The 24,750-nt window shown below is 60.9% G+C and carries 25 protein-coding genes; 14 read left to right on the top strand and 11 right to left on the bottom strand.

The features are described 5' to 3' along the window. Positions 1-49: 49 nt before the first annotated feature. Positions 50-514 carry a MarR family winged helix-turn-helix transcriptional regulator gene (locus RH950_RS02885; RefSeq protein WP_350053513.1) on the top strand — a complete coding sequence of 155 codons (465 nt, stop codon included), beginning with the start codon at positions 50-52 and terminating at the stop codon, positions 512-514. Here the strand turns inward: RH950_RS02885 and RH950_RS02880 are convergent. The 4 genes from RH950_RS02880 to RH950_RS02865 form a co-directional block, all read right to left on the bottom strand. Next, positions 511-3,237 (bottom strand): ATP-binding protein, encoded by a 2,727-nt coding sequence (locus RH950_RS02880; RefSeq protein WP_350053511.1) that lies wholly within the window; start codon positions 3,235-3,237, stop codon positions 511-513. The genes RH950_RS02885 and RH950_RS02880 overlap by 4 nt on opposite strands. Then, positions 3,237-3,500, bottom strand: coding sequence for a hypothetical protein (locus RH950_RS02875; protein ID WP_350053509.1), 264 nt, complete (start codon positions 3,498-3,500; stop codon positions 3,237-3,239). The genes RH950_RS02880 and RH950_RS02875 overlap by 1 nt, the downstream gene beginning before the upstream one ends. Before the next feature lie 3 nt (positions 3,501-3,503). Further along, positions 3,504-3,875 carry a response regulator transcription factor gene (locus RH950_RS02870; RefSeq protein ID WP_350053507.1) on the bottom strand — a complete coding sequence of 124 codons (372 nt, stop codon included), beginning with the start codon at positions 3,873-3,875 and terminating at the stop codon, positions 3,504-3,506. A gap of 110 nt (positions 3,876-3,985) precedes the next feature. Next, complete coding sequence (locus RH950_RS02865; RefSeq protein WP_350054240.1) at positions 3,986-5,491, bottom strand: helix-turn-helix domain-containing protein; 1,506 nt, start codon at positions 5,489-5,491, stop codon at positions 3,986-3,988. A 240-nt stretch (positions 5,492-5,731) separates the two neighbouring features. On the opposite strand from RH950_RS02865, the gene RH950_RS02860 reads away from it, so the two are divergent. The 7 genes from RH950_RS02860 to RH950_RS02830 all read left to right on the top strand — a co-directional run bounded on the left by RH950_RS02860 (position 5,732) and on the right by RH950_RS02830 (position 12,089). After that, positions 5,732-7,087: a substrate-binding protein gene (locus tag RH950_RS02860; RefSeq protein ID WP_350053505.1), complete on the top strand. Its 1,356-nt coding sequence runs from the start codon at positions 5,732-5,734 to the stop codon at positions 7,085-7,087. Positions 7,088-7,177: 90 nt separating this feature from the next. After that, a complete protein-coding gene (locus tag RH950_RS02855) occupies positions 7,178-8,194 on the top strand; it encodes a branched-chain amino acid ABC transporter permease (RefSeq protein WP_350053503.1) in 1,017 nt (338 codons plus the stop codon). 1 nt (position 8,195) lies between these two features. Then, a complete protein-coding gene (locus tag RH950_RS02850; RefSeq protein WP_350053502.1) occupies positions 8,196-9,338 on the top strand; it encodes a branched-chain amino acid ABC transporter permease in 1,143 nt (380 codons plus the stop codon). A gap of 10 nt (positions 9,339-9,348) precedes the next feature. Then, on the top strand, positions 9,349-10,107 hold the full coding sequence (locus tag RH950_RS02845) for an ABC transporter ATP-binding protein (RefSeq protein ID WP_350053500.1): 759 nt from the start codon (positions 9,349-9,351) through the stop codon (positions 10,105-10,107). After that, on the top strand, positions 10,104-10,892 hold the full coding sequence (locus RH950_RS02840) for an ABC transporter ATP-binding protein (protein ID WP_350053498.1): 789 nt from the start codon (positions 10,104-10,106) through the stop codon (positions 10,890-10,892). The genes RH950_RS02845 and RH950_RS02840 overlap by 4 nt, the downstream gene beginning before the upstream one ends. A gap of 145 nt (positions 10,893-11,037) precedes the next feature. After that, the gene (locus RH950_RS02835) at positions 11,038-11,625 is read left to right on the top strand and encodes a histidine phosphatase family protein (RefSeq protein ID WP_350053496.1); all 588 of its coding nucleotides are present in this window, start codon (positions 11,038-11,040) and stop codon (positions 11,623-11,625) included. Positions 11,626-11,720: 95 nt separating this feature from the next. Further along, a complete protein-coding gene (locus tag RH950_RS02830; RefSeq protein ID WP_350053494.1) occupies positions 11,721-12,089 on the top strand; it encodes a cupin domain-containing protein in 369 nt (122 codons plus the stop codon). Here RH950_RS02830 and RH950_RS02825 read toward each other — a convergent pair. The 4 genes from RH950_RS02825 to RH950_RS02810 all read right to left on the bottom strand — a co-directional run bounded on the left by RH950_RS02825 (position 12,086) and on the right by RH950_RS02810 (position 16,410). Continuing rightward, a complete protein-coding gene (locus RH950_RS02825; protein ID WP_350053492.1) occupies positions 12,086-13,783 on the bottom strand; it encodes a CHASE domain-containing protein in 1,698 nt (565 codons plus the stop codon). The two genes, RH950_RS02830 and RH950_RS02825, sit on opposite strands and share 4 nt — an antisense overlap. A gap of 485 nt (positions 13,784-14,268) precedes the next feature. Beyond that, positions 14,269-15,279 (bottom strand): sensor histidine kinase, encoded by a 1,011-nt coding sequence (locus RH950_RS02820; RefSeq protein WP_350053490.1) that lies wholly within the window; start codon positions 15,277-15,279, stop codon positions 14,269-14,271. A gap of 90 nt (positions 15,280-15,369) precedes the next feature. Further along, a complete protein-coding gene (locus RH950_RS02815; RefSeq protein WP_350053488.1) occupies positions 15,370-15,534 on the bottom strand; it encodes a DUF1328 domain-containing protein in 165 nt (54 codons plus the stop codon). Positions 15,535-15,612: 78 nt separating this feature from the next. After that, positions 15,613-16,410, bottom strand: a complete 798-nt coding sequence (locus RH950_RS02810) for a response regulator (RefSeq protein WP_350053486.1) — start codon at positions 16,408-16,410, stop codon at positions 15,613-15,615. A 189-nt stretch (positions 16,411-16,599) separates the two neighbouring features. Between RH950_RS02810 and RH950_RS02805 the strand changes: the two genes are divergently transcribed. The 3 genes from RH950_RS02805 (at position 16,600) to RH950_RS02795 (ending at position 17,969) form a co-directional block, all read left to right on the top strand. Then, entirely contained in the window at positions 16,600-16,755 is a 156-nt protein-coding gene (locus RH950_RS02805) for a NepR family anti-sigma factor (RefSeq protein ID WP_350053484.1), read from the top strand. After that, entirely contained in the window at positions 16,752-17,330 is a 579-nt protein-coding gene (locus tag RH950_RS02800) for an RNA polymerase sigma factor (protein ID WP_350053482.1), read from the top strand. Before RH950_RS02805 ends, RH950_RS02800 begins: the two co-directional genes overlap by 4 nt. Before the next feature lie 141 nt (positions 17,331-17,471). Then, entirely contained in the window at positions 17,472-17,969 is a 498-nt protein-coding gene (locus RH950_RS02795; RefSeq protein WP_350053480.1) for a diacylglycerol/lipid kinase family protein, read from the top strand. A 158-nt stretch (positions 17,970-18,127) separates the two neighbouring features. Here the strand turns inward: RH950_RS02795 and RH950_RS02790 are convergent, their stop codons facing one another. Together RH950_RS02790 and RH950_RS02785 are read right to left on the bottom strand one after the other, a co-directional pair. Further along, on the bottom strand, positions 18,128-19,084 hold the full coding sequence (locus RH950_RS02790) for an OmpA family protein (protein ID WP_350053479.1): 957 nt from the start codon (positions 19,082-19,084) through the stop codon (positions 18,128-18,130). 156 nt (positions 19,085-19,240) lie between these two features. Continuing rightward, the gene (locus tag RH950_RS02785) at positions 19,241-19,426 is read right to left on the bottom strand and encodes a hypothetical protein (protein ID WP_350053477.1); all 186 of its coding nucleotides are present in this window, start codon (positions 19,424-19,426) and stop codon (positions 19,241-19,243) included. A 267-nt stretch (positions 19,427-19,693) separates the two neighbouring features. Here RH950_RS02785 and RH950_RS02780 point away from each other — a divergent pair, with 267 nt between their 5' ends. After that, positions 19,694-20,116 carry a hypothetical protein gene (locus RH950_RS02780; protein WP_350053476.1) on the top strand — a complete coding sequence of 141 codons (423 nt, stop codon included), beginning with the start codon at positions 19,694-19,696 and terminating at the stop codon, positions 20,114-20,116. A 312-nt stretch (positions 20,117-20,428) separates the two neighbouring features. Continuing rightward, entirely contained in the window at positions 20,429-20,815 is a 387-nt protein-coding gene (locus tag RH950_RS02775) for a response regulator (protein WP_350053474.1), read from the top strand. Here RH950_RS02775 and RH950_RS02770 read toward each other — a convergent pair. Then, the gene (locus tag RH950_RS02770) at positions 20,804-23,410 is read right to left on the bottom strand and encodes a hybrid sensor histidine kinase/response regulator (RefSeq protein ID WP_350053472.1); all 2,607 of its coding nucleotides are present in this window, start codon (positions 23,408-23,410) and stop codon (positions 20,804-20,806) included. The two genes, RH950_RS02775 and RH950_RS02770, sit on opposite strands and share 12 nt — an antisense overlap. A gap of 476 nt (positions 23,411-23,886) precedes the next feature. Here RH950_RS02770 and RH950_RS02765 point away from each other — a divergent pair, with 476 nt between their 5' ends. Further along, positions 23,887-24,741, top strand: coding sequence for a D-amino-acid transaminase (locus tag RH950_RS02765; protein WP_350053470.1), 855 nt, complete (start codon positions 23,887-23,889; stop codon positions 24,739-24,741). Positions 24,742-24,750 lie beyond the last annotated feature (9 nt).

Raw genomic sequence — 24,750 nt, 5'->3', positions numbered from 1 at the left:
GATATATATGCATTTGCATGTAAATAGGGTGAGGAAATTCCATGTCAATATGTATGCGTTTGCATATACTGGGCTGGTGATGACAAAACCGGAGAATTCCACCGCCGCCTGGATCTCCCTGTTCCGTGCTCAGAAGCGTGCAATGGACAGTGCGGAACGGGCGATGAAGCGTGCGGGCCTGCCGCCGCTGGCCTGGTATGATGTGTTGCTGGAGCTGGAGAAGGCTGGCGCTGCCGGCCTCCGGCCGTACGAACTGGAGCGGCAGCTGTTGCTGCCGCAATACGGCCTGTCTCGCCTGACGGACCGGCTGGTCAAAGCGGGGCTGTTGGAAAAGATACCCTGTCCGGAAGACGGTCGCGGCCATATCCTGGCAGTGACTGCGGATGGTCTGGAGATGCGGCAGCGGATGTGGGCCGTTTATGCGCCGGTCATTGATGCCTGCATCTCGGGTCGTCTGAAAAAGAAGGAGATGAAGGCGCTTGCGACCTATCTCGACAAGATCGGCAATGACTAGCTGGCGTCGTGATGCTTGGTCTCCGGCAGGGACTTCACCGGCAGCGTGATGCGGAAGCACGTCCCGGGCCGCCTGTCATTAAGCAGCGCCAGCGTGCCGCCGAGGCGTTTCATGATTTCCTGACTGATCGCCAGACCGAGACCGATGCCGCCGGTTGAGGATTGCGCCGCGCCACGCTGGAATTTCTCGAAGATGAAGGGACGCAACTGGCTCGGAATTCCGGGACCGTTGTCGGAGATCTCGATGGTGTAGTTGCCGGCTGCGAGACTGCAGGAGATCCGCACTTCCGGCTCGGGCGAGGTATTGTGCTTGATCGCGTTGGTCAGGATGTTGATCACCACCTGCTGCAACCGGTCGGGATCCGCTTCGACCCGCGCCGAGGGGAGCGGCTCGTCGACCTGGATCTCGCTGCCGGTGGACCGCGCCAGCCCGCGGCAGGATTCGATCGCCCGCATGAGGGGGTCGGCCACGTCGATCTCCCGCAGGTGCCAGGACGTCTCGCCCCGGTCCATCAGGCTCATATCCAGGATTTCGTCCAGCAACCGGGTCAGGCGCAGGCTTTCATCGTGGATGATGGAGAGAAAACGCTGGCTTTGCGGACTCGACAGGTCTCGGGTCTCCAGCAGGATCTCCGAAAAGGAACGGATCGAGGTCATCGGCGTGCGGACCTCATGGCTCACCTGGCTGAGGAAATCGTCCTTCTGGGTGTCCAGCAGGGTGAGGCGCTGGTTGGCGCGGCGCAGTTCGCGCGCCGTTGCCTCGAGCTCGAGCGACTTCTTCTCGACTTCCTGGCTGTATTCCATCAGCTGTGCGGTTTCGTCTGCGATCCGCATCAGCTCGTCGAGACTGATGGTCTCGCCGCTGACGATGCGCGAGATCATCGCCCGGGCCGAGGCCGCGCCGATGGAGCCGGTAAGGCGGCGCTCGAGATGGGCGATGAAGGCGTCGGTCGGATGCGGGAAGTCGCCTTCCAGCCCCTGACCCTCGGCAAATTCGCGGAACACGCGCTGGGCTTCGTCGGAGCCGAGGATGCGCTGGGCGAGAATGAACAGATCCTCGGTCGAGGCGGAACGCTGGATGAAGCGATGCTCGTCCCCGGCCGGTGTGCGGAATACGTCGACGAAAAGGGTGCCCTGAAGCCGCTCCAGGGGCTTCGGTTCGAACACCAGGGAGCAAAGGATGAATAGAACGGTGTTGACCGAAAGGCTCCAGAACAGGGCATGGACCAGCGGGTCCTCGCCGGTGAAACCGAACAGCGCCTGAGGACGCAGTAGTGCAATACCCCAGGGACCATGCTCGATAGTACCGGCCGAGAGCAGCAGGTCACCTTCGAAGCTCGGCAGGAACAGGGTGTAGCCCCAAAGCAGGAAGCCGGTCAGCAGGCCGAGCTTGGCACCGCTCGCGGTCGCCCGTTTCCAGTAGATCCCGCCGAGCAGGGAGGGCAGGAACTGTGCGACGCCGGCGAAGGCAATGAGACCGATGGCCGCCAGCGCGTCGGACTTTCCGCTGAGGCGGAAATAGAGATAGCCGAGCAGCAGGATGAACCCGATGCTGATCCGTCGGCTGATCAGCAGCAGGCGGCGGACATCGCCGCTGCGCTCAATCGAGGTCCAGGGCGTGCGCAGCGCGATCGGCATGACGATATGGTTCGAGATCATGGTCGAGAGCGCGATCGAGGCGACGATGACCATGGAGGTGGCCGAGGAGAAGCCGCCGAGGAAGGCGAGCAGCACCAGGAAATCCTGGTCGACCGACATGGGCAGGGTGAGCACGAACATGTCCGGGTTGGAGCCCTCGGGCAGCACGGTCAGGCCGCCGATGGCGATCGGCAGCACGAACAGGCTCATCAGCAGCAGGTAGAGCGGGAACAGCCAGGAGGCCATGCGCAACTGATCCTCGCCGGTATTCTCCACCACGGTGACCTGGAACTGGCGCGGCAGGCAGATGATGGCCATGCCGGACAGGAACGTCAGTGCGACCCAGCGCGCATCGAACATGTCTTCGGTCTGCAGAATGCGCGCGGCATCCCGGCTGAATATGTCGGCCGGCCCGTCTGCCAGGGAAAAGACAACGAACAGGCCGACGGCGATCAGCGCGAAGAGCTTTACCAGAGCCTCCAGCGCGATGGCGGCGACCACACCGTGATGGCGCTCGTTCGCGTCGATGGTCCTGGTGCCGAAGATGATGGTGAAGAGTGCCATACCGGCGGCGATCCAGAACGCGATTTCGGATGTCGGCCCGCCATTTACCGGGTTCGACATGTTGCCGGGATCCGAGGCGACGATGACCTCGATGCTGGTGGTCACGGCCTTGAGCTGCAGGGCGATATAGGGCGTGGTTCCGACCACGGCGATCAGGGTGACGAGAACGGCGAGGCTGGTGCTTTTGCCGTAGCGCGAGGAGATCAGGTCGGCGATGGAGGTGATCCGGTGCATGTGGCCGATCCGGACCAGCTTGCGCAGCAGGAACCACCAGCCGACGAAGACCAATGTCGGACCGAGATAGATGGTGGCGAATTCGAGGCCGTTGCGCACCGCCGAGCCGACCGCGCCATAAAATGTCCAGGAGGTGCAGTAGACCGAGATCGAGAGGGTGTAGACAATCGGCGACTGGATCCAGGACGCCTTTCCCGATCGTGCCTGGCGGTCGCCGAGGAAGGCGACCATGAAGAGCAGGGCCACATAGGCCAGCGACGTGACGAAAATCAGGTTGGCGGAGAGCATCAGCGCTCCGTCGAGACCGTGTCCGGTGGCACGGACGCGCGCGGTTCCGGATCTCTGAGCCTGCGGGAGAACCAGAAGGCGACCAGGATCAGGGCCGACCAGAGCCCGAAAATATAGGCGACGATAACGGGAATGCCGAACAGGCTGGCCTTGACCGAGAACAGGTCAATGACCGGGGGCATCAGGAGAAAACATCCGGCCAGCGGCAGCAGGAAGGCGGCGTCCCGGAACTTGGCGGCCCGACTCGGCGAGGTCGAGGGCATCGGCTAGAGCCCGGCCAGTCGGCGAACCTGGTCGATCACATCCTGGTTCGAAAAAGGTTTGGTGACGAAGGCATCCGCGCCGATTTCCTCCGCCGTCTTCCGGTCCTTTTCCTGGCCTTTCGCCGTCAGGATGATTACCGGCAGACCGCGCGTGCGCGGCGCGGCGCGCAATTGCCGCAGGATATCGAACCCGTTGCGGTGCGGCAGCATGATATCGAGAATGACGACGTTGGGTAATATTCCGCCGTTGAGCTGTTCCAGCGCAGAGTTTCCGTCAAGCGCGCTGGTCACCTCCCACCCTTCGCGTCCCAGCAGGAAGCTCAGGGATTCGAGGATGTTCGGTTCGTCCTCCGCAATAAAGACGCGTATCGTCACGCCGTTTTCCCCCAATCGCCGTTTAGATAGTCCAGCTGTTTTTTTGCAATGCCGGTTGGCTGCGAGTGTAACTCAGGCGGGCGGTGACGCAAGGGCGCCGCGCCCCGCCGTCAGGCGCCGGTGATCGGATGCTCCTGACGATGCCGGCATTCTTCCCGCGTGCAGACCCGGCAGGCCGAGCCGACGGGCTCGGAAACAGACCGGGCCGTCAGGTCCAGTCCGTCGCCATAGACCACGTCCCGGGCATAGAGTGCGTCGCATCCCAGCATGATCGAAACCAGATGCCGCGGGGCATCGAAGCCGGAAGACTGTTTGGCGACGGTTTTTGCGAAAAACAGGAAGCGGCTGCGATCCGGAAACTCGGCCAGTTGCCGGAACACCCGGTCGGGGGTCTGGAAGGCACGGTAAATCGCCCAAAGCGGACAGGCGCCGCCATAGCGCGGCAAGGGCAGGTCGCGGAGTGGCAGGCGCTTGGTGATGAAACCCGCCGGGTCGGAGCGCATGAAGGCGAAGGGCACGCCCTCTGCGCCCGGTTTCCGCAGAGAGGCCAGCCGGTGGCAGATCTGCTCGGCGCTGGCACTGAACCGGTCCTGCAGCTTGTCGATATCGTACCGGCAGGCGATCGCAACCTCACGGAACCGGTCATAGGGCATCAGCAGCGCGGCGGCGGCATAGGATTGCAGGGACCGGCGGCCTCGGACCAGCGCCGCATCGCTGGTCATCAGGGGAGAGTGCAGCAGGATATCCTCGATCACATCGGCCAAGGCCGCTGCCACCAGTGCCCGGGCTGCCCGGAACCGTCGGGTCGCCGCCGGTAGGGCCGGCCCGGATGCAGGCGGCCCGGACGCGGGGGAGAAGGGCGGCGGTGTTCTGCCGATCTGCTGCAGCAATGTGTCGGCTGCGGTTTCGAATTCCGGTGCCACCGCGTCGCATCCCAGGCGGGCGCCGAGCCGGTCTGCTGCCTGCTCGAGTGGCGTGAAGTAATTCTGGTTTTCCAGGATGAAGTCGTCGACTTCCTCTGCCGGTGTGACCGAGCCCTGACGGGACGGGGCGCGGTCGAAATATCCGGCCATGGCCTGGGCCACGTCGGACAGCTTCGCGCTTTCCTCGGCGAGGTTGCGGTGAAACCGCGCCTGCTGGTCTTCCGGAATGTCATCGACGCTGGCGAGAATTTCCGAGGTCGACCGGATGGCCGCGATGTTCGACAGCATCCCGTGCACGGCGTCCGACAGAAAGGGATCCTGACGCAGGCGGTCGGACAAGGCGTGCAGGGCTGCGGTCTGGTCCAGATTGGCCCGGTGCATGTTTACGATCAGGCCCGCCCATGGCCGGTGTCGGGCGACAAGATCGGCGGCACTGTCAGCATCGGTTTCGCCATCCGCATGGTCGGGGCCGGCCGCGATCTCCTCCAGATCCTGGATCAGGCGCCGTTCGGCCGCCCCGTCGAGATAGTCGATGCCGACCGAGAGCGCGTCAGCCAGGCGGTGGAGCAGTGCGCCCCCGACCTGCCGCTTGTTGTGCTCGATCAGGTTCAAATAAGACGCGGAAATGCCAACTGCCGTCGCAAGTTCTGCTTGCGTGCGTCCGGTGCTTCTGCGCCGCTCCCGAATTCTCATGCCAATTGGTGCGCGGGCCATGTTCTCAGAGCCTTGATTTTGTTCAGCTTGCTGCAATGCAGCGTAAATTATTTACAAACAAGCAATTCTTTTTGTTCAGATATTTACAAAAAAATGCGCAGATTTCAATTACTTATTCGCATATTGACTAAATGTGCGTAGTTTTGTTGACCGAGCACTGAAGATGCTCAATGGGGATTGGGTCTCTGACGCATTCCAAAAAAATAACGGGAGGAACAAATGGCAAAGTTTGATGCCGGCTTCAGCCGGCGTAATCTTCTAAAGGGCGGCGTCGCGCTGTCCGGCGCCCTTGCCGCGCCGACATTTTTCACGCGCAATGCCTATGGCGCCGAATTCCTGAACAACCCGGGCAGCGCCAAGTCCGTGAAGCTCGGCTTCAACGTGCCGCAGACCGGCGCCTATGCCGACGAGGGCGCCGACGAGCTGCGCGCCTACCAGCTTGCCGTCAAGCACCTGAATGGTGAAGGCGACGGCGGCATGATGAACACCATGAAGCCGCTGGCCCTCAAGGGTAACGGTATCCTCGGCAAGAAGGTCGAGTATGTCACGGGCGACACGCAGACCAAGTCCGATGCCGCGCGCGCATCCGCCAAGCGGATGATCGAAAAAGACGGCGCCCTGATGATCTCCGGCGGGTCTTCCTCCGGTGTGGCCATCGCCGTCCAGGGTCTCTGCCAGGACGCCGGCATCATGTTCATGGCCGGCCTGACGCACTCCAACGATACGACCGGCAAGGATCGCCGCCGCAACGGTTTCCGGCACTTCTTCAACGCCTACATGTCCGGCGCCGCTCTGGCACCGGTGCTGAAGGCGAATTACGGCACCGACCGCGTCGCCTATCACCTGACCGCCGACTACACCTGGGGCTGGACCCAGGAAGAATCGATCAAGAACGCGACCGAAGCCGTTGGCTGGAAGACGGCCGCGGCCGTGCGCACCCCGCTCGGTGCCGGTGATTTCTCGCAGTACATCACCCCGGTTCTGAACTCCGGTGCCGACGTGCTGATCCTGAATCACTACGGCAAGGACATGGTGAACTCGCTGACCCAGGCGGTTCAGTTCGGTCTGCGCGACAAGCAGGTGAACGGCAAGGACTTCACCATCGTCGTTCCGCTCTACAGCCGTTTGATGGCTCAGGGCGCGGGCGCGAACGTGAAGGGGATCTTTGGGTCCACCAACTGGCACTGGTCGCTGACGGATGAAGGCTCCCAGGCGTTCGTGAAATCCTTCGGTGCCGAGTACGGCTTCCCGCCGAGCCAGGCTGCTCACACCTGCTATGTGCAGACCATCCTCTATGCCGATGCCTGCGAGCGGGCGGGGACTTTCGCACCATGCGAAGTTGTCGGCGCACTGGAGAACTTCAAGTTCGACGGTATGGGCAATGGCCCGACCCTCTATCGTGGCGACGATCACCAGTGCTTCAAGAAAGTGCTGGTCGTGAAGGGTAACGAGAACCCGAGCTCCCAGTTCGACCTGCTCGAAGTGGTGCAGGAAGTTCCGGCCGAACAGGTGACCTACGATCCGAATATCCCGCAGTTCGCGGGCGATCTCGGCCCGTGCAACAACGGCGCCTGATCACCTGATCTCAGATGCCGGCCGCCCTTTTACCGGCGGCCGGCATTTTCCGGACTATACTAACAGGGGATTCCCAGCGGGAAACGCGGCATGGACGCCATACTTCTGCAAATTCTGAATGGACTGGATAAGGGCGGTGCCTATGCGTTGATTGCGCTCGGCCTGACGCTTATTTTCGGCACTCTGGGCGTGGTCAATTTCGCCCATGGAGCGCTTTTCATGCTCGGGGCCTTCTGCGCCGTCACCATGCGTAAGCTGCTGACGCTGTCGGCGAAGGTCAAGGACGAGAGCATCACCTTCTTCGATGCCTATAAAGAGGTCCCCTATCTGGAGACCTGGTTCGGCGAGACCGGCACCATGATCATCGACATGGCCGTGCCGCTGTCGATCCTGTTCGCCATACCGGTCATGCTGATCATCGGCCTGATCATGGAACGCGGCCTGATCAAGCATTTCTACAAGCGCACCCACGCGGAACAGATCCTCGTCACCTTCGGCCTCGCCATCGTGCTGCAGGAAATCGTGAAGGCCTATTTCGGGGCCAATCCGATTCCGCAGCCAGCGCCGGCGCTGGTCTCGGGCAGTGCCCCGATCGGGGCACTCTTCGGGCTGGGCGATGCGGTCGTTTATCCCTGGTGGCGGCTGATCTATCTCGCCTTTTCCGGGCTGGTGATCGCCGCGGTCTTCGCCTTTCTGCAATTCACCACCTTCGGCATGGTGGTCCGGGCCGGCATGGAAGACCGGGATACGGTCGGTCTGCTCGGCATCAACATCCAGAAGCGGTTCACCATTGTCTTCGGTATAGCCGCCGTGGTCGCCGGTCTGGCCGGTGTGATGTACACGCCGATCCTGCCGCCGGACTATCACATCGGCATGGATTTCCTGGTGTTGTCCTTTGTCGTGGTCGTGGTTGGCGGCATGGGGTCGCTTGGCGGTGCCGTCGCTGCCGGCTTCCTGCTCGGCATCCTGCAGTCCTTTGCGTCGATGAACGAGGTGAAGAGCATCTTCCCCGGCATCGACCAGATCATTATCTACCTTGTTGCGGTGGTCATCCTCCTCGTGCGTCCGCGCGGGCTGTTGGGCCGCAAGGGCGTGATGGAGAACTGATATGATCGCGCCAACCCCAAGAAACGACCTCATCCTGATCGCAATCTTCACCATTGCCGTCCTGACAGCGCCGCTCTGGCTCGCGCCGATCGGGGCCGGCTATCCGGATCTGCTGCAGAAATTCGCGATCTACGGCCTGTTCGCCATCGGCTTCAACATCCTGTTCGGCCTGACCGGGTATCTGTCCTTCGGTCACGCGGCCTTTCTCGGCGTCGGCTCCTACACCGCCGTCTGGTCCTTCAAGCTGCTGACCATGAACGTTCTGCCTGCCGTCATTCTCGCGGTCGGCGTATCGGGCCTGTTTGCCCTGGCCATCGGCTTCATCAGCCTGCGCCGGACCGGGATCTACTTTTCGATCCTGACCCTGGCGTTCGCCCAGATGTCCTACAATATGGCCTATTCGGTGCTGACTCCGATCACCAACGGCGAGACCGGCCTGCAGCTGAGCCCGCACGATCCGCGTGTGATCGATAAGGCCGCCGGAATCGATTACGGCGCAGCCCTGCCGACCACCGACCTGTTCGGTACCGAGATGACGGGATATCCGGGCTTCTATTTCTGCGCCGTCATGATGATCATCGGATTCATCATTGCCCTGCGGATCGCCCGCTCGCCTTTCGGTGCCATGCTGCGGGCCATCAAGTCGAACCAGAACCGGCTCAACTATACGGGCATCAACACCCGGCCCTACGCGCTGGCAGCCTTCGTCATTTCCGGCATGTATGCCGGACTGGCCGGCTCCCTGCTCGCCGTCACCGACCCGCTTGCCGGGGCGGAGCGCATGCAGTGGACCGCGTCGGGCGAGGTCGTGTTGATGACCATTCTCGGCGGAGCCGGCACACTCCTGGGCCCGGTCCTGGGGGCAGGCGTGATCAAGTATTTCGAAAATATCTTCAGTGCCTTCAACCACGATACGCTGATGGGGATTTTCGATTTTCTGCCGGCCTGGCTGCAGGGCATCGTGGTGTCCGTTTCCGGCCTGTTCGTCGGTGAGGGCTGGCACCTCACGCTCGGCGCGCTGTTCATGATCATCGTCATCTTCCTGCCCGGTGGGCTGATGGAAGGGGCCGGTCGTATCGCCAAAATGATGCGCAAGGATCAGACTCCTCCGCATCCCTCCGTTTCCACCGCTCCCGGCGAATGAGGAGGGCAAGATGAGCAGTATTCTTCAAGTCAGAAACGTCAATAAAAGCTTCGCCGGTCTCAAGGCTCTCAACAATGTTGAGCTTTCGGTCGAGGAAGGCGCGGTGCATGCGATCATCGGCCCGAACGGGGCGGGCAAGTCGACCTTGCTCAACTGTTTCGTCGGGCGGCTGACGCCGGATACCGGGACGGTCGATTTCAACGGCACGTCGCTGCTTGGCAAGGCGCCCTACGAAATCAATCAGGCGGGCGTCGTCCGGGTCTTCCAGACTCCTGAAATCTTCGGCGATCTCAGCCTGCTCGAGAACGTCATGATTCCGACCCTGGCGCGGCGGGACGGGGCCTTCAAGCTGAACCCCTGGCGCCGGGTCGATTCCCTGGCCGAAGTCCGGGACCGGTCCGAGCAGCTGCTGGGCGACGTCAATCTGCTCGATAAGCGCGGCATGATCGCGAACTCCCTGTCGCGCGGCGACAAGCGTCGGCTGGAGCTGGCCATGTGCCTTGTGCAGGATCCGAAATTGTTGCTGCTGGACGAGCCGACCGCCGGCATGTCCAGGGCCGATACCAACAAGACGATCGACCTGCTGAAACAGATCGGCGAGCGCGGCATCACCAAGATCGTGATTGAGCATGACATGCATGTCGTGTTCTCGCTTGCCCATACGATTTCCGTGCTGGCCCAGGGAACCGTGATCGCCGAAGGCGCTCCGGACCAGATCAAGGGCGATCCGCGGGTCCAGGAAGCCTATCTCGGGGGGGCCCATCTATGAGCAGCGACACTCTCCTCACCCAGCCGGCAGGCGATGCCATGGTGAAACCGGACAACCCGGTCAAGAATGTCGGCACGCCGCCAGCCTATTTCTCCTGCTGGGGTATGCAGGCCTATTATGGCGAGAGCTACATCGTGCAGGATGTCAGCTTCAACATTCACGAGGGTGAAATCGTGGCGTTGCTGGGCCGCAACGGAGCCGGCAAGACCTCGACTTTGCGGACCATCGCCCGGGCCTCGAATCCGGAACTGAAACACGGCGAGATCTGGCTCGACCACAAGCCGCTGCACCAGATGAAGGATTTCCAGGCGGCGCAGAACGGTGTCGGACTGGTGCAGGAAGACCGACGCATCATTCCTGGCCTGACGGTGGAGGAAAATCTCGAGCTGGCGCAGATCAACGGGCCGCGCGGCTGGGAGATAGAGCGTCTTTACGAGCATTTCCCGCGCCTGGCCGAACGGCGCAAGCAGGAGGGCATCACCTTGTCCGGCGGCGAACAGCAGATGCTGGCCGTCGCCCGCGCCCTTGCCCGGGATCTCAAGTTACTGCTTCTGGACGAGCCCTATGAAGGGCTGGCGCCGGTCATCGTCCAGGAGATCGAACGGATCCTCGAGGAGATCAAGACCCTCGGCATGACCACGATCATCGTTGAGCAGAACGCCATCGCGGCCCTGCATCTCGCGGACCGGGCCCTGATCCTCGATATGGGGCAGATCGTTTTCGACGGCACTGCGCAGGATGTGCTGGATGACGAGGCGCTCCGCCAGGAATATCTCGCCATCTGAATCTTACCGATGCCACAGCCAACTCCTGTCATCGGCACCTCAGGGCCCCGCAACGCGCGGGGCTTTTTCTTTACTGCACGGGCAGCTTGCCTCGGCAGGACAGCGTTCTAGGTCAGACTGTGGATTTCAAACCTGGAGCCCTTCCATGTCTCTCCTTCTGCGTATTGTGCAAACGCTTCTGATCATTCCTGTTCTCCTTGCCGCCCCGACCGGCAGCGCCGGCGCGCAAAGGGCCGAAGACGGCTGGGCGCTGCTCGAGAAGCCGCGAATGGTGGCCATCATGCGTCACGCCACCGCGCCCGGAACCGGTGACCCGGAGAATTTCCGGATTGGCGATTGCTCCACCCAGCGCAACCTGGATGAAAGCGGACGGGAGCAGGCCCGCGCGATCGGGCGCGCTGTCCGCGCGGCGGGAATTCGGATAGACCGGGTCTATTCAAGCGAGTGGTGCCGCTGTCTCGAGACGGCACGGTTGCTCGAGCCCGCCGCGGTCGAGACATTACCGGTGCTGAACTCGTTCTTTTCCGACCGGTCGACTGAATCCCGTCAGACGGTGGCTCTGCGCGCATTTCTCAGCACGGTGCCGGAAGACGAAACGGTCTTTCTTGTCACCCACCAGGTGAACATCACCGCGCTGACCGGCGTCTGGCCATCCTCCGGGGAAGTGCTGCTGCTGGAGGTGAAGCCGGAGGGGCAGCCTGACGTTGTTGACCGTCTTCTGATCCGGCCGTGAAGCTGTTGTCTTCCGGATGCCGAGAGGTGCCCTTGCCGGAGAGCCGGACAGGACGGATTGTTTGATATCAACGCGGCGGGCCGGGGGAGAGACAGATGTCCGGAAAAAATTTCTTCAATATAAATGACCAGAGCCAGGGCATCGCCCGAACCCTCGCGGAGGGGCTGACCGCGCGGATCTTCCCCGGGGAGAACCTGATGTTCTCGATCGTGCGGATCGACCCGCATGCGGAGGGCTCGATGCACAGCCATCCGGAAGAGCAATGGGGCATCATGCTGGAAGGCAGTGGCGTGCGGACCCAGGACGGGGTGGATCACGCAGTCAAGGCCGGCGATTTCTGGTGTACGCCGGGCAATGTCGTGCATGGCCTCAAGGCCGGGCCCGACGGGGCGATGGTGATCGATGTCTTCAGCCCGCCACGCGGCGACTACAAGAAAGCCGGCAGCGGCTACGGCGGCGGCTAGTCCTGTTCCGCCTCGTCCTGCGTGTCATTCAGCGGAATGCTGATCGAGATCCGGGTTTCGCTGGCGCCGTAGGCTCGTTCGATGGTGCCGTTGAGTTCGAGGCGGACGCTGGCATCAATCAGTCGGGTGCCAAACCCCGAGGCGGAAGCGCCCGCTGCATCGCCAGGCTGGGCGTCGGTACCTGTGCCGCCTGCCGTTTGCTCGGGCGGTGACCGGGTCGGCCGCCGCTCAACCCATTCAATGGCGATCCGGGCGCCGTCTTCCTCGTACCGCCAGGCCACGGACAGGGTGCCGTCTTCTTCTGCCACGCCGCCATATTTCATCGCGTTCGTGGCCAGTTCATGGAATGTCAGGCCGAGGGCCTGGGCAGCGGTTTCGCCAAACTCCACGTTTGGTCCGTCCAGCGCCTCGTCCGGGACCCGATCGCCAAAGACCTGCTTCAGTTCAGCCTGCAGGAGGTCCCGTAGAGCGGCCCGGCGCCAGCTGGATTCCGTCAGCATGTCCTGCGCGTTGGCCATGGCCTGCATGCGGGCTTCGAAGGATGTGCTGAATTGTTCCAGGCTGTTGGAATGAAGGGCGGTTTGCCGGGCCATGGCAAGAATCCGGGCGATGGAATTCTTGATCCGGTGCTTGGTCTCCTGCAGCAGGAGATTCTTTTCCTCGACGGTTTTCTCCGTCATTGCCTGGATTGCGGTCGCCGTCTGGACGGCTTTGAGTTGCAGGCGGATCAGTATCGCGGCCGCGATGGCGAGCAGAACCGTCGACAGCATCAGCAGGCCGGTGCGCCAGTAAACTGACGAATCCTCGAACGCCCTGGTTTCGTGCGCTGTGATGGACCAGATACGGCCACCGACATTCAGTTCGCGAGTCACCGTGAAGGTGCTTGTTGCGGCAACTTCGGCAAAGCGGACGGACTGAAACAGCAGCGTATTGTCGCCTTCCGTCACATCGCGGGTCTCGAGAACCAGCGGCAGGTATGTTGCGCCGACAAATGCTTCGCGATGCAGGTCTGCGGCAACGAATGGCGCGTAGGTAAAACCTTCAACCGCGGCTGGTGTGAATGCGCCGGCGCGTTGTGCTGTTACCAGCGGGTCCGGAAATGGCAGGTAATACAGAAATCCGCCCTGTTTCTCGCCGGAAATTTCTTGCACGAGATCAACGGCACCGCTCGCTGCGCCCCGGCCCGCTTCGATCGCGCGCTGCATCGCGGCCCGTCGCACCGGCTCGCTGAACATATCGTAGCCAAGCGCGGCTTCATTGGCGTGATTGAGCGGCTCAAGGAGAACGATGGGCGTTCTTTTCGCAACCTCGGTGCGCGGCCAGACCGGTCGCAGGCGGCCATACCGTTCGATCAGTTCATCCTCGATTTCCGCCTCCTGGCCGGCATGAATCAGCTTGGCCTGGCCGAGCCCCAGAAGGCCGCCGAACCGGTTCTTCAGATCCAGTGCGGTGACGAAATCATTCATCTCGGTTTTCGAGACAACGCCATGACGTGCGGTGAAGAACGCATTTGTCGCCCGCAGCAGCGTGAGATAGCGGCTGATCCGGTCATCGATGCGCTCGACCGCCTTGTCCGCGACGCGTTCAAAGCGCAGGCGCTCGCCTGCCTCTTCGGCGCGAAATACGACAAATGTCATTGCCGTGCCGATGGCCGCAACTGTAAGGAAGGCGAATGCGGGCAGGAATCTGTTCAATGAATTTCCGATCTATGGGATGTTCTAATAGGCGGAATCGACCCACCGGGCAATATTTCCAATTCTAAATAAACACGCTGCATAACAGGCTTGTGGCGCTCTTCTTTGGCCGTGAGCAGACCAGCCGGAAGGCCACTATCACGGTGCATCCGGCGAGGTACGCGATGCCCTGAGGAAAATGGTTATCCGCGAAATACGTGCAAAATACGGGGCTTATGGCCCGGATTTCGTGCGCTTTGCCCAATATCGGCCACAACTTTGCCACGGCACCTGCCCACTCTCATGGCGTGCCGGTTCTGGTCGGAGCGCCCGCGTGCCGGCAGCGGCAGGGATTCAAACGGAACTTTTCCCGTGCCGTGGCGTTTTTCTTGTATCTGCAGCAGGCGTCAGATGACGCATTCCCCAATGACTGCAGAACATCATCGGATTTCTGATCCGAGAGTCGTTTGTCGGCGCCGCCTTTCCCCAGGCGGCGCCGGTTTTTTTTAGGTCGGGTTGTCCTGGATGAAGGTGAGATCGTAGGTCACCTGATCGGCGGTAATCTGGTAATGCGCGATGCCGTCCACGGCATTCGGCACCACACGTTCCAGGACAATGCTGCCGAACCGCCCGTTCTGCGGCTCGACATTCGCGCGTGGCTCCGGGCTGTCCGGCCGGGCTTCGCTCCACCGGATCTCGATCTGTCGCCGGCTTCCCACCGGGTTGCCGTGGCAGCTCAGTGTGACGGATCCGGCGGTCTGCGATGCGTCGCGGTGGCTGGCGGCATTCACGACCAGTTCATGCAGGGCAAGGCCGACATGCAGGGCCTCGGTCGGAGAGAGCCAGGGATTGTCGCCCTCGACAGTGATGCCGGAAAGATCCTCGGCAGCATATTTCTCGATCTGCTGCGTCGCCAGATCGCGGAAACGCGCGCCGGTCCAGCTCGAATCCGTGATCAGATCCTGTGACTGGGACAGGGAATAGAGCCGGCCACGGAATTTTCTCAGGAAACTGTCCAGCGTGCCTGAGTGCCGCGCCGTCTGGGTGGCGATGCTCTGGATGATGGCGAGCAGGTTCTTGCTGCGGTGGCTGAGCTCGCGCAGCAATGCCTTCAAGGTTCTTTCCCGGCGGCGCTCCTCGGTCATGTCGATGATCGTCGTCATGATCAAGGCCGGGTTATGCGTGGGAACCAGCAGCTCGACATTGAATTCGAAAAACTGGTCCTGGCCGAATGCCATTTCCTGCTTCTGGTTTTCCAGATGCGCGATGGCGTCTGTTTTCAGGCTTGTCAGTGCAGCACCGATTTCGGCGCCGAACATCTCCTGATCGCGCGGCGCATGCGCGGGAAGGACGGACCAGCAATCGGGAAGGTTCGCGATGAAGATGTAATCGAGAGAGGCGTCCTGGAGGGTCACGCAGACCCCTGACCGGATAAGGGCACGGACGAGGTGGTCGCGCAAATCCGCGTCATTCTGCCCGCCTTTTTGCCAGGTCAGCTGTTCGACCGGCAATGTCACGATAATGCCCTCCGGATCAGGTGTTTCACGTCGGCAGCCCGATGGCTGTATGCGCCGTCCGGGCTGCCTGAAAGATGCGATGTGGTTCCGCTAGGCTCTGCGGAAAAGGCGGAAGACCAGGGATATCGCGAACAGAACCAGGAATATGACGAACAGGATCTTCGCGATACCGGCGCTGGCGCCGGCAATCCCGGTGAAACCGAGAACGCCGGCGATGATGGCGACGATGAAAAATAGAAGCGCATAGCCAAGCATGAGTGTCTCCCGTGTGATCCGGGGAGAACAACGTCCGGCCGTGCCATTCGTTCCATCGCAAGCATCAGATGCGGAGCATCATGCTGGTTCCGCAACCTTCTCCATGAAGAACAGCGCCTGGCTGATCAGGGCCTTCACCATATCCGGATTGAACGGCTTGGTAACAAGGAATGCCGGTTCCGGTCGCTCTCCGGTCAGGAAGCGTTCCGGGAAGGCGGTGATGAAGATCACGGGAACATCGCTGTTCGATTCCAGGATCTCGTTCACCGCGTCGATCCCGGAGCTGCCATCCGCGAGCTGGATGTCGGCCAGGATCATTTTCGGTTTGGTGTCTGCGAACAGTTTCACCGCTTCCTTGTGGGTCCGGGCAATGCCGGTGACCCGGTGGCCGAGGGATTCGACCATTTGCTCGATATCCATCGCGATCAGCGGTTCGTCCTCGATGATCATGATGTCTGTCGCAACATGGCGGGAGATTTCGACAGACGCCTGTTCGAGCAGCGCGCCCACGGTCGCCTTGTCGACGGACAGGATTTCCGCGATGTCGGTCTCCGTAAAGCTTTCGACCACGAGCAAAAGGAAAGCCTGCCGGGCCGTCGGGGGAACCGAAGCCAGGTTTTCAGCCGCCCGCTGCTCCCAGGCATAGGGTGACTCGACCGGCGGAATGTCGATTGATATGGAACCAAACAACGTCGAGAAAAGTTTGAACAGGGAGACCCGGTCGCTGGATGTCTCCGGAAAACAGGAAACATCTGCGATCAGTGCTTCGAGGGTTGCGGCCACGTACGCGTCACCGGATGTTTGAGAGCCCGTCACGGCCCGGCCATAGCGGCGCAGGGACGGAAGGTGCGGCGCGACACGGATCGACAGAGACATAGCGTGAAACTCCTTAGTTGCCTGATGCAGGCGCAAGATGGGGGTAAAACGCACCACGAAAAAAAAAGTTCCCTCATCCGGGAACTTTTTTTCGCCGCCACCGTTAGTATTGCAAAACCGCCATTACAGAGGGTGTAACTCATGCCATCGACTCCGCCGCAAAAAAGCTCCGGCTCGACGAAACCACCCGTGCAGAAAGCCGATGATGTGAATGCGCGGATATCAAGCAAGTTGCACCAGCTTTACAATTCCGTGCGCGAGGAAGAGATCCCGGACCGGTTCCTGGATCTCCTTGAAAAACTGGATGCTGCGGAAAAGGCCTCTGGCCGGGCAGCGTCCGAATGAGTGCCGCACCGGGACCGGACCGGTCGGGCGAAGCCGTGCATTTCAAGCGGGAGATGATCTCGCATCTGCCGAACCTGCGCGCCTTCGCCGTCTCCCTGATCGGCAGCCCCGACCGGGCGGACGATCTGGTGCAGGACGCCATCATGAAGGCGTGGGCCAAGCAGGAAAGCTATACACCGGGCACAAACATGAAGGCCTGGCTGTTCACCATCCTGCGTAACGAGTTCTACAGCCAGATGCGCAAGAAGGGCCGTGAAGTGCAGGACAGCGATGGCATCTTCACGGAGAAACTGGCCGTGCATCCCGCCCAGTACGGCGCGCTTGACCTGCTCGACTTCCGCAAGGCCCTGGACAAGCTGCCCGACGATCAGCGTGAAGCCCTGATTCTCGTCGGTGCGTCGGGCTTTGCCTATGAGGAAGCGGCGGAGATTTGCGGCTGCAAGACCGGCACGATCAAGAGCCGGGTCAACCGGGCGCGTCAGCGGCTGCAGGAGGATCTCTCCGTGAGCGGCGCCGCCGACTACGGTCCGGACTCGAAAGACGGCACCCTGACGGCGTCGGCTTTTGCCAGCTAATCTGTTCCAAGTGCTAAAATCGGCCGGACAAAACCGCCATGCGCGCTGGGCATCCCACTTGATCTCGAGACCGCGGCCGCAGCCCTGGCCAGCGCGTCCATCGGCCGTAGTGACCTCGCCACCGCAAATAGCGAGGTTTTTGTGCATCAGTTCTCCGTCAGCATGCAGCCGCGTGTCGTTCGTGACCGTGAGGCGGCGGATTATTATTCGCGCGCCGGCAAGATGCTGGCGAGCCTGCGTGCAATCGCGGCGATGTTCCGCCGCCCGCCGTCCTTTGCCGTCCGGATCGTTGCCGACGAGCATGAAGAGGAAGGCCGCTACAGCCTTGTCGTCGTGGCGAACAATCTCTATGGCGACAGCCACATGCCCTACCCGGACACACTGGAAGCAGGCGTGCTCGGTATCGGGCGCGCGCCTGTCCTTCCTCCCTCGGCCAATCTGAAGCTGATCGCCGACCTTGCAGCGGGAGACTGGCGCGGGAACGAGGATTACGACATGCATCCGGCGCGCGCGGTGACTCTGCATTTCCCCCGCCTGAAACATACTGCGCACGCGACGCTCGATGGTGAGCTGGTCCCTCTGAAGCAGACGGTCGAGCTGAAGATCCAACCGGGCGCGCTCCGGGTTCTCAAACCGTAGATCGACATGTCCGGCTAAACGGCCGGGTATTCCCAGATGTGTGTGCCGGCGTTGTGCCGGCTTTTCTTTTGCGCGCGCAGGGATGCGCGCAAAAGAAACCGCCCCCGGTCCATGGACCGGGGGCGGTGAGTATCGTCAGTGACTGTCGTGCGTGACGTTTACTGCGTCGTGATAGAAACCTTCTTGGTCTTGGTCACCTGGCCGCGGGCGACAACGACGACGCGGCGGTTCAGGCGCTCGCGGACGCCGTCGGCGGTGGCGACGGCCAGACCGGTTTCGCCTTCCGACTCGACCTGCAGCTCCTGGTAGTCACCGATGGTCATGCCCTGGCGCGTCAGTTCGGTACGGACCGCGTTGGCGCGGCTAGAAGACAGCGCGAGGTTATAGTCCGCCGGCCCGGAAGTATCCGTATGACCGACGATATAGAGCGTGACGACCGGCTGGATGGCCTTCATGTCCTTGACGAACAGGTCAAGCTTGGCCCGCTCTGTCGCATCGATCGAGGCCTTGTCGAACGGGAAGTAGACGGTCTCCCGGGCAACTTCCTCAACCACGGTCACGACCTCCATCTCGGAGTCCTTCTTCGGCGTGATTTCGACCTTTTTCGGCGGTTCCATTGCCTGGTGAAGCCCGGCCATCGCGGTTTCGAATTCCTGCTTGCAGGCAGCAATATGGTCCGGCTGGTGACCCTCTTCCTGCTGCTCGACCCAACAGTCGAATTTGGCCTGGGCGTGGGCAGCCTCAAGCGGTGCAATGGTTCGGGCGCCCTTGTTGAACACCGCCATCATGCCGGCGCGGGCCTGCTTCAGCTCACCCATCTTGGCCGGATCGTCGATCGACCAGTCGCCCGGTTCGGACGGCATCGGGGTCGTTCCCTTTGACGCCATCACACCCTTGACGGCGTGGTTCTCGGCATCGATCCAGTCGTACATTTCGTCGGCTTCGAAGATGGACAGCTGTTTGTATTCGCGCACCAGACCGGAATTGAAATCGGTGCCGGTCGGCGCCAGGGTCCGGATCTGTGCGACGTTGTCGAAAAAGACGGCGGCGTCGACCTTGACGGGTGTAATGGCCAGCAGGGCGACGGGAAGAGTGCTCAGCAGATATTTTTTCATAATGACCTCTTTTTATTGTGTCGCTCTTAGTAAAAAGAGCGCGCGAAAAGTCTGTTGATACTGACGATCCATTAGAAAGGCGTATTGATCATCTCTGTGTCCTGGACAAACAACGCGGCACTGGGCAGTTGGTTCCATTTTTTTATAGGAGAGTGATTATTTATCTGTCGCGTTCTCGATGGCGTCACCGGTTTCTTCAACGGTATTGTCAATTTTCTCGCCAAGCTGCTCGGCCGGGCCTTCGGAATCGCAGGCAGTGAGGCCGACGGCGGCGAGCATGGTGAGCGCGAACAGGGCTGCGAGGTGCGGGCGGGTGGTCGTGGTGCGGGTATCAGCAGACATTCTAGTTCTCCTTTGCGATCGGTATTCATTCGTCAGTGCTGCGGGCCGGGTCCGGTCAAGGTCGGCGTCGCTACGATGGACCCTCTGAAAACGGCGCCGGATCAAATTGGTTCCATGGCGCTTGCAGGGGGAGCGCCGGACCGGACGCAATTGGAACCTTTTCCCAAAGCGCACGTTCTCCTGACAGACGGGCCGCACCCGCCACGCACTTGACACCAAGAGCACCGGGCGGCGGCGCGCCGCGAAATTGTTGAAATGGAGGACATTATGAAACGCATGACATTCCGCGAACTTCTGACAACGACGAGCCTTGTGGCCGCTTTGGCGCTGGCGACACCGGCGGCTTGGGCCGGAACCGCTACGCAGACCGGTTCGGGCGCGCAATCCGAACCGACCATGACCCTTGAGGAGCTGGACGCACAGCGCGCCGAAATGGCGCAAGCTGTCGAGAAATGGGGTCATCAGATATCCGACTGGACGGAACGCAAGGCGGAAAAGGTCAGTGACGTGGCAGACGACACCGCAGACGTCGCGGCCGAAAACCTGGAGATCGCCTGGGCCAATGCAAGAGCTGCATGGTCGGACGTCGAACGGGCTTCCGCCGACAGTTATGACGCGGCGAAAAAGCGCTTCAATTCCGCCATGCAAACGCTGGAGCGTAGCTGGGACAATCTTGGCGACGACAGTTAAGACCAAGCCGGCTCGAAACACTGGATGAAAAGAAAGCGCGCTGCCTCCTGCAGCGCGCTTTTTGTATCGCCAGCCTGTCGGGCAGGTCCCCGATGACCGGATGCAATCCGGAGGATGCATGCATATGATCTACACCCGTCGTCGCTGATGGTCCGGACGCTGAAGATGGCGCGCCATAAGATCGTATTCCGGGTGAGAATAGACTTTTATGAGCGACGCGCGGCTTTGGCCGCCCGGTGAATTTTATGTCTCGTACGCGTTGGTTCCTTTGGTGTAATAATCTGAATGGAAAAGCATTTTTGAGGGTGTGCTATGAACGGCCTCTTCCTGATCGTAGAAGACAATCAGCCGAGTAGGGCACTAATCGGTGAGATTCTGACGTCCCTCGGACTGAGTTTCCAGGAAGCGAAAAACGGGCGTGAGGCGATGGATATGATTGAAAAGGGCACCTTCGATGGCATGTTCCTTGATATCATTATGCCGGAAAGCGATGGATTCGAAGTTCTGAGCTGGATGATGAAAGCGGATCAGGTTCTGCCGACGGTCGTGTTCACAGAGGCGAAAGCCCGGTTTGACGTGGATTTTTCGAGCATGGCGGAAAGTCTCGGAGCGCTGAAAGGGTATGACAAGCCGGTGACCCTGGAGAAGGTGCGCGAGGCCGTCGGCGTGATGGAAGGCATGAAGCGCTCAGATATCTGAGTCTTCCGGTTCCTGCTCCAGAATGCGCCAGCTGGTTTGCAGGATATCCTCCAGTTCGCGAACGGTTCCGGATGTTTCCGCTCCCTGAAGGGCGCAACGCCCAATCTCCTGCGCCTTCAGCACCGCCGATTTGAGCCCGAAATTGCCAAGCATGCCGGATAGTTCATGCGCGATACGGCAGGTTTCCTCGGCGTCGATGCCGGAAACAGAGAGCGCCTTGATGAGCTCTTCTGATCGTGTGCGCGCGTTGTCCCGCAATATCTTGAGTTTCCCCGGCGGTATGGAGCCCTTGAGCTCCGTCAGTATTTTCTGGTCAAAATGGCCGCCTGCCGCGGGCAGATCAGGATGCTGGGCACGGTCTGTTCCTCCCGGGTGGGAAGAGACAGCTATCCGGAACCGTTCCGGCATATATCGGCCCAGCGCGGATCTGAGATCCGGAATCTCCAGCGGTTTCGTCAGGACGAATTGCATGCCCGCCCCAAGATATTCCTCTTTCTGGTCCTGGAAGGCATTCGCCGTCAGCCCGATAATCGGCAGGTTCTCTCCGTCCCTGGCAAACTGACGGATCGAGACCGTGGCCTGCACGCCGTCCATGTTCGGCATCTGTATATCCATCAGGATAAGATCAAAGGCATCCGGGTTCTGGCGGACCAGATTCACCGCAATTTCACCGTCATTGGCGATCGTCACTGTGTGGCCGTCCCGCTCCAGCATCGCCCGGGTGATCATCTGGTTGATGTCGTTGTCTTCCGCGACCAGGATCCGCAGCGACGGCAAGGTCGTGCCTTCGACGGTTTCGTCGATGACCTCCTGATTGTGCGCGACCTCCGCCTCTACCTCCAGGCGGAACGTGGTGCCGGCGCCGACCGTGCTTTCCACATTGAGCTTGGCGCCGATGGCATCGGCGATACGCTTTGAAATATTCAGGCCAAGCCCCGTCCCGCCGCCCTGGCGGATGCCGACCTCGGTCTGTTTGAACTCCTCGAAGATCGGGCCGATCTCGTCTTCCGCGATGCCCGGTCCGGTATCCGAGACTTCGAAGGTAATCCGGCAAGGCGTTCCATCGGCCTGCATCTGGCTGCGGGCGCGCAAGTCGACGCGCCCGGTCTCCGTGAACTTGATTGCATTGCCGATCAGGTTGAACAGGATCTGGCGGATGTGATCGAAATCGCCATAGAGGAACATCTCGCCGTCGTCGGTTACGGTGCAGCTGAATTCCAGTCCTTTCATTTCCGCCCTGATCCGGAACATGGATTCCATTGCATCCATCATCACCGGGAGCGAGAACCGTTCCTTGGACAGGGTGATCTGGCCGGCCTCGATCCGGGCGAAGTCCAGCACCTGGTTGATCAGGGTCAGCAAAAACAGCCCCGATTCCTTGGCGATCGCGAGCTTCTGGGCAATGTCCGGTCTGACCTCGTTCTTGTCGATGAGCTGCAGCAATCCTAGAACGCCGTTCAGCGGCGTCCTGATCTCGTGCGACATGGAGGTGAGAAACCGTGATTTGGCGTCGCTGGCGGCTTCGGCATTCTGCCGCGCAATGCGGAGTTCCTCGTGCAGGGTGGCGATTTCCGTGATGTCGACCAGGGCGACCAGGAAAAATGTTCCGTCGACGCCGCCGACGACCCTTATCCTCAAGTGAACCGGGATATCCAGGCCATCATTGCGCCGGACAGCCATCTGCAGCCCGCTGCCTTCCGCCTGACCGTCCGCTGCACCGACGATCAACCGTTCGCTCAGGGAACGACGTTGCTCGTCAAATCCCTCAGGAATCAGGGAATGTAAGGCGCGGCCGGACAGCTCGATTATAGAGCGGCCGAGCAGCCGTTCCGCCTGCCGGTTGATCTGGAAAATCCTCCCCTTGCCATCGACGCTGACCAGCGCGTTCGGAGAGTCGTTATAAAGCTGCTCGATATAGCCGAGGGATGCGTTCAGGCGCGTGTTGATACGCGCCGCCCGGATCAGCAGGACGATCATGCCGGAAGCGCCAGCCAAAATAAGAAGGACGACGAAGGATCCCTGTTTCAAGGTGCTCATTGCCTTGTCGAAAGAGGCCTGCGCGTTGATTTCCTGCTGAAGACTACGGTTCTCGTTAAGCTTCTGGAGTGTTTCCAGGGCACGCAGCGCGGCGGTGTCGTCGACGCGAACCAGGTCGTCCAGCTCTCTGACGCTCAGCGTGTCCAAAAAATCAAGGGCTTCGCCCTTTTTTTCGAGATAGTTTTCAATTGTCAGCCGAACATCATTCAGCAGGGCCTGTTCTTCAGGGGACGGGAGGACGGCCTGCAGTACGGCGATCTCGGTGAAGGCATCGGTGGCGTTCCTTTCCACATGCTCCAGATACGCCGGATCATGCCGAAGGATGAAGTTCTTGAAGTTGTGAATGAAACCGCCATAGCCGAGATGGTTTTGAAGCGCGTTCAGGCTCTTGGAAATGTTCCGTGTCTGGTCATTGTACTGGCGCCAGGAAGTTTCCGTGGCGTTAAACCGGTTTGCGGCCTGTATGCCGAGAAACAGCATTGCGGCGATGCTGGCGGCTGCGAGAACGACAACCGTGGCAATTCCCGCGTGTCTCTGTACGAGACTTTTGCTGACCATCAATACGCTCCCCGGTGACCGGTTTCCCTCCTGCGGAGAAGGTGCAGAAGGCGTTCACGGTACGCCTTTCCATTGCAGGTATTTTACACACTGAAATAAACTTTCAGTTAAGAGATTAAGGAAATCACCTGTTCGTCCGTCCGCACCGGCGGGACCGGCAGGAACTGTCAACTTCTGGACATGACGTTGGCGGAATCGAACTCGGCTGCCCGGCGGCCATGATTTCTTACTGTGTGTCGTCCGACACGTGTGCGCCATCGAGGTGCCTGCTGCAGTGCAAACAGGGCTGGTTTCCGGAACCGCCTGCGGTGTATGGTCGGGATCTCGCTGACTTTTCGGGGTCTCCGGGACGTCCACGTGGGCAGGGATGGCCTCGCCGGAAGGCAGGATGGCCGCGCGAAGGCGCAGATCCCCTGCCCGATCCATCATCCAGGGATCGGCCCCCGATCCGCCACCCGGTTCTTGAGGTTTACAGAATGCGTACTGTCTTTGTGAACGGCAGCTATGTCCCGGAGAACGAGGCCCAGATCTCGATCTTCGATCGCGGTTCCCTGTTCGGCGATGCCGTCTATGAGGTGACATCGGTACTCGACGGGAAACTGGTCGAATATGACGGCCACATGACGCGCCTGCGCCGGTCCCTGGCCGAGCTGAAGCTGCCGTCTCCGGCCACCGACGACGAGCTGCTGGAGATTCATCGCGAGCTGGTGAAGCGGAACGATCTTACCGAAGGGCTGATCTATCTGCAGATCTCCCGCGGTGCCGCCGACCGGGATTTCCTGTTCCCGGGCCCGGACGTGAAGCCGACCCTGCTGATGTTCCCGCAGAAGAAATCCCTGATCAACAGCGCGCTGGCCGCGCGCGGTCAGAAGATCATCCTGGTCGACGACCTGCGCTGGCGCCGCTGCGACATCAAGACCGTGCAGCTGCTCTATGCCTCCATCGTCAAGAACCAGGCGCACGACGCCGGTGCGGACGATGCCTGGATGGTGCTGGACGGAGAGATCACCGAAGGCTCCTCCAACAACGCCTATATCGTCACCGAGGACGGCACCATCGTCACCCGTGACCTGTCGACGGACATCCTGCACGGCATCACTCGCAAGTCGGTGCTGCAATGTGCGGCCGAGCTGCAGCTGAAGGTCGAGGAACGCCCCTTCACCGTGGCGGAAGCCAAGGCGGCGAAAGAAGCCTTCTCCACCTCGGCCACCAGCTTCGTGAACCCGGTGATCGAGATCGATGGCGCCAGCATCGGCGAAGGCAAACCGGGCCCGATCGCCAAGCGTTTGCGCCAGGTCTATATCGAGAGCAGCAAGGCCGCCGGTATCTGATCGCTGGCC

Origin of the sequence: Nisaea sp., from assembly GCF_040217065.1 — a bacterium.
Classification (GTDB): domain Bacteria; phylum Pseudomonadota; class Alphaproteobacteria; order Thalassobaculales; family Thalassobaculaceae; genus Nisaea.
This window is presented reverse-complemented; position numbering and strand designations above follow the sequence as displayed.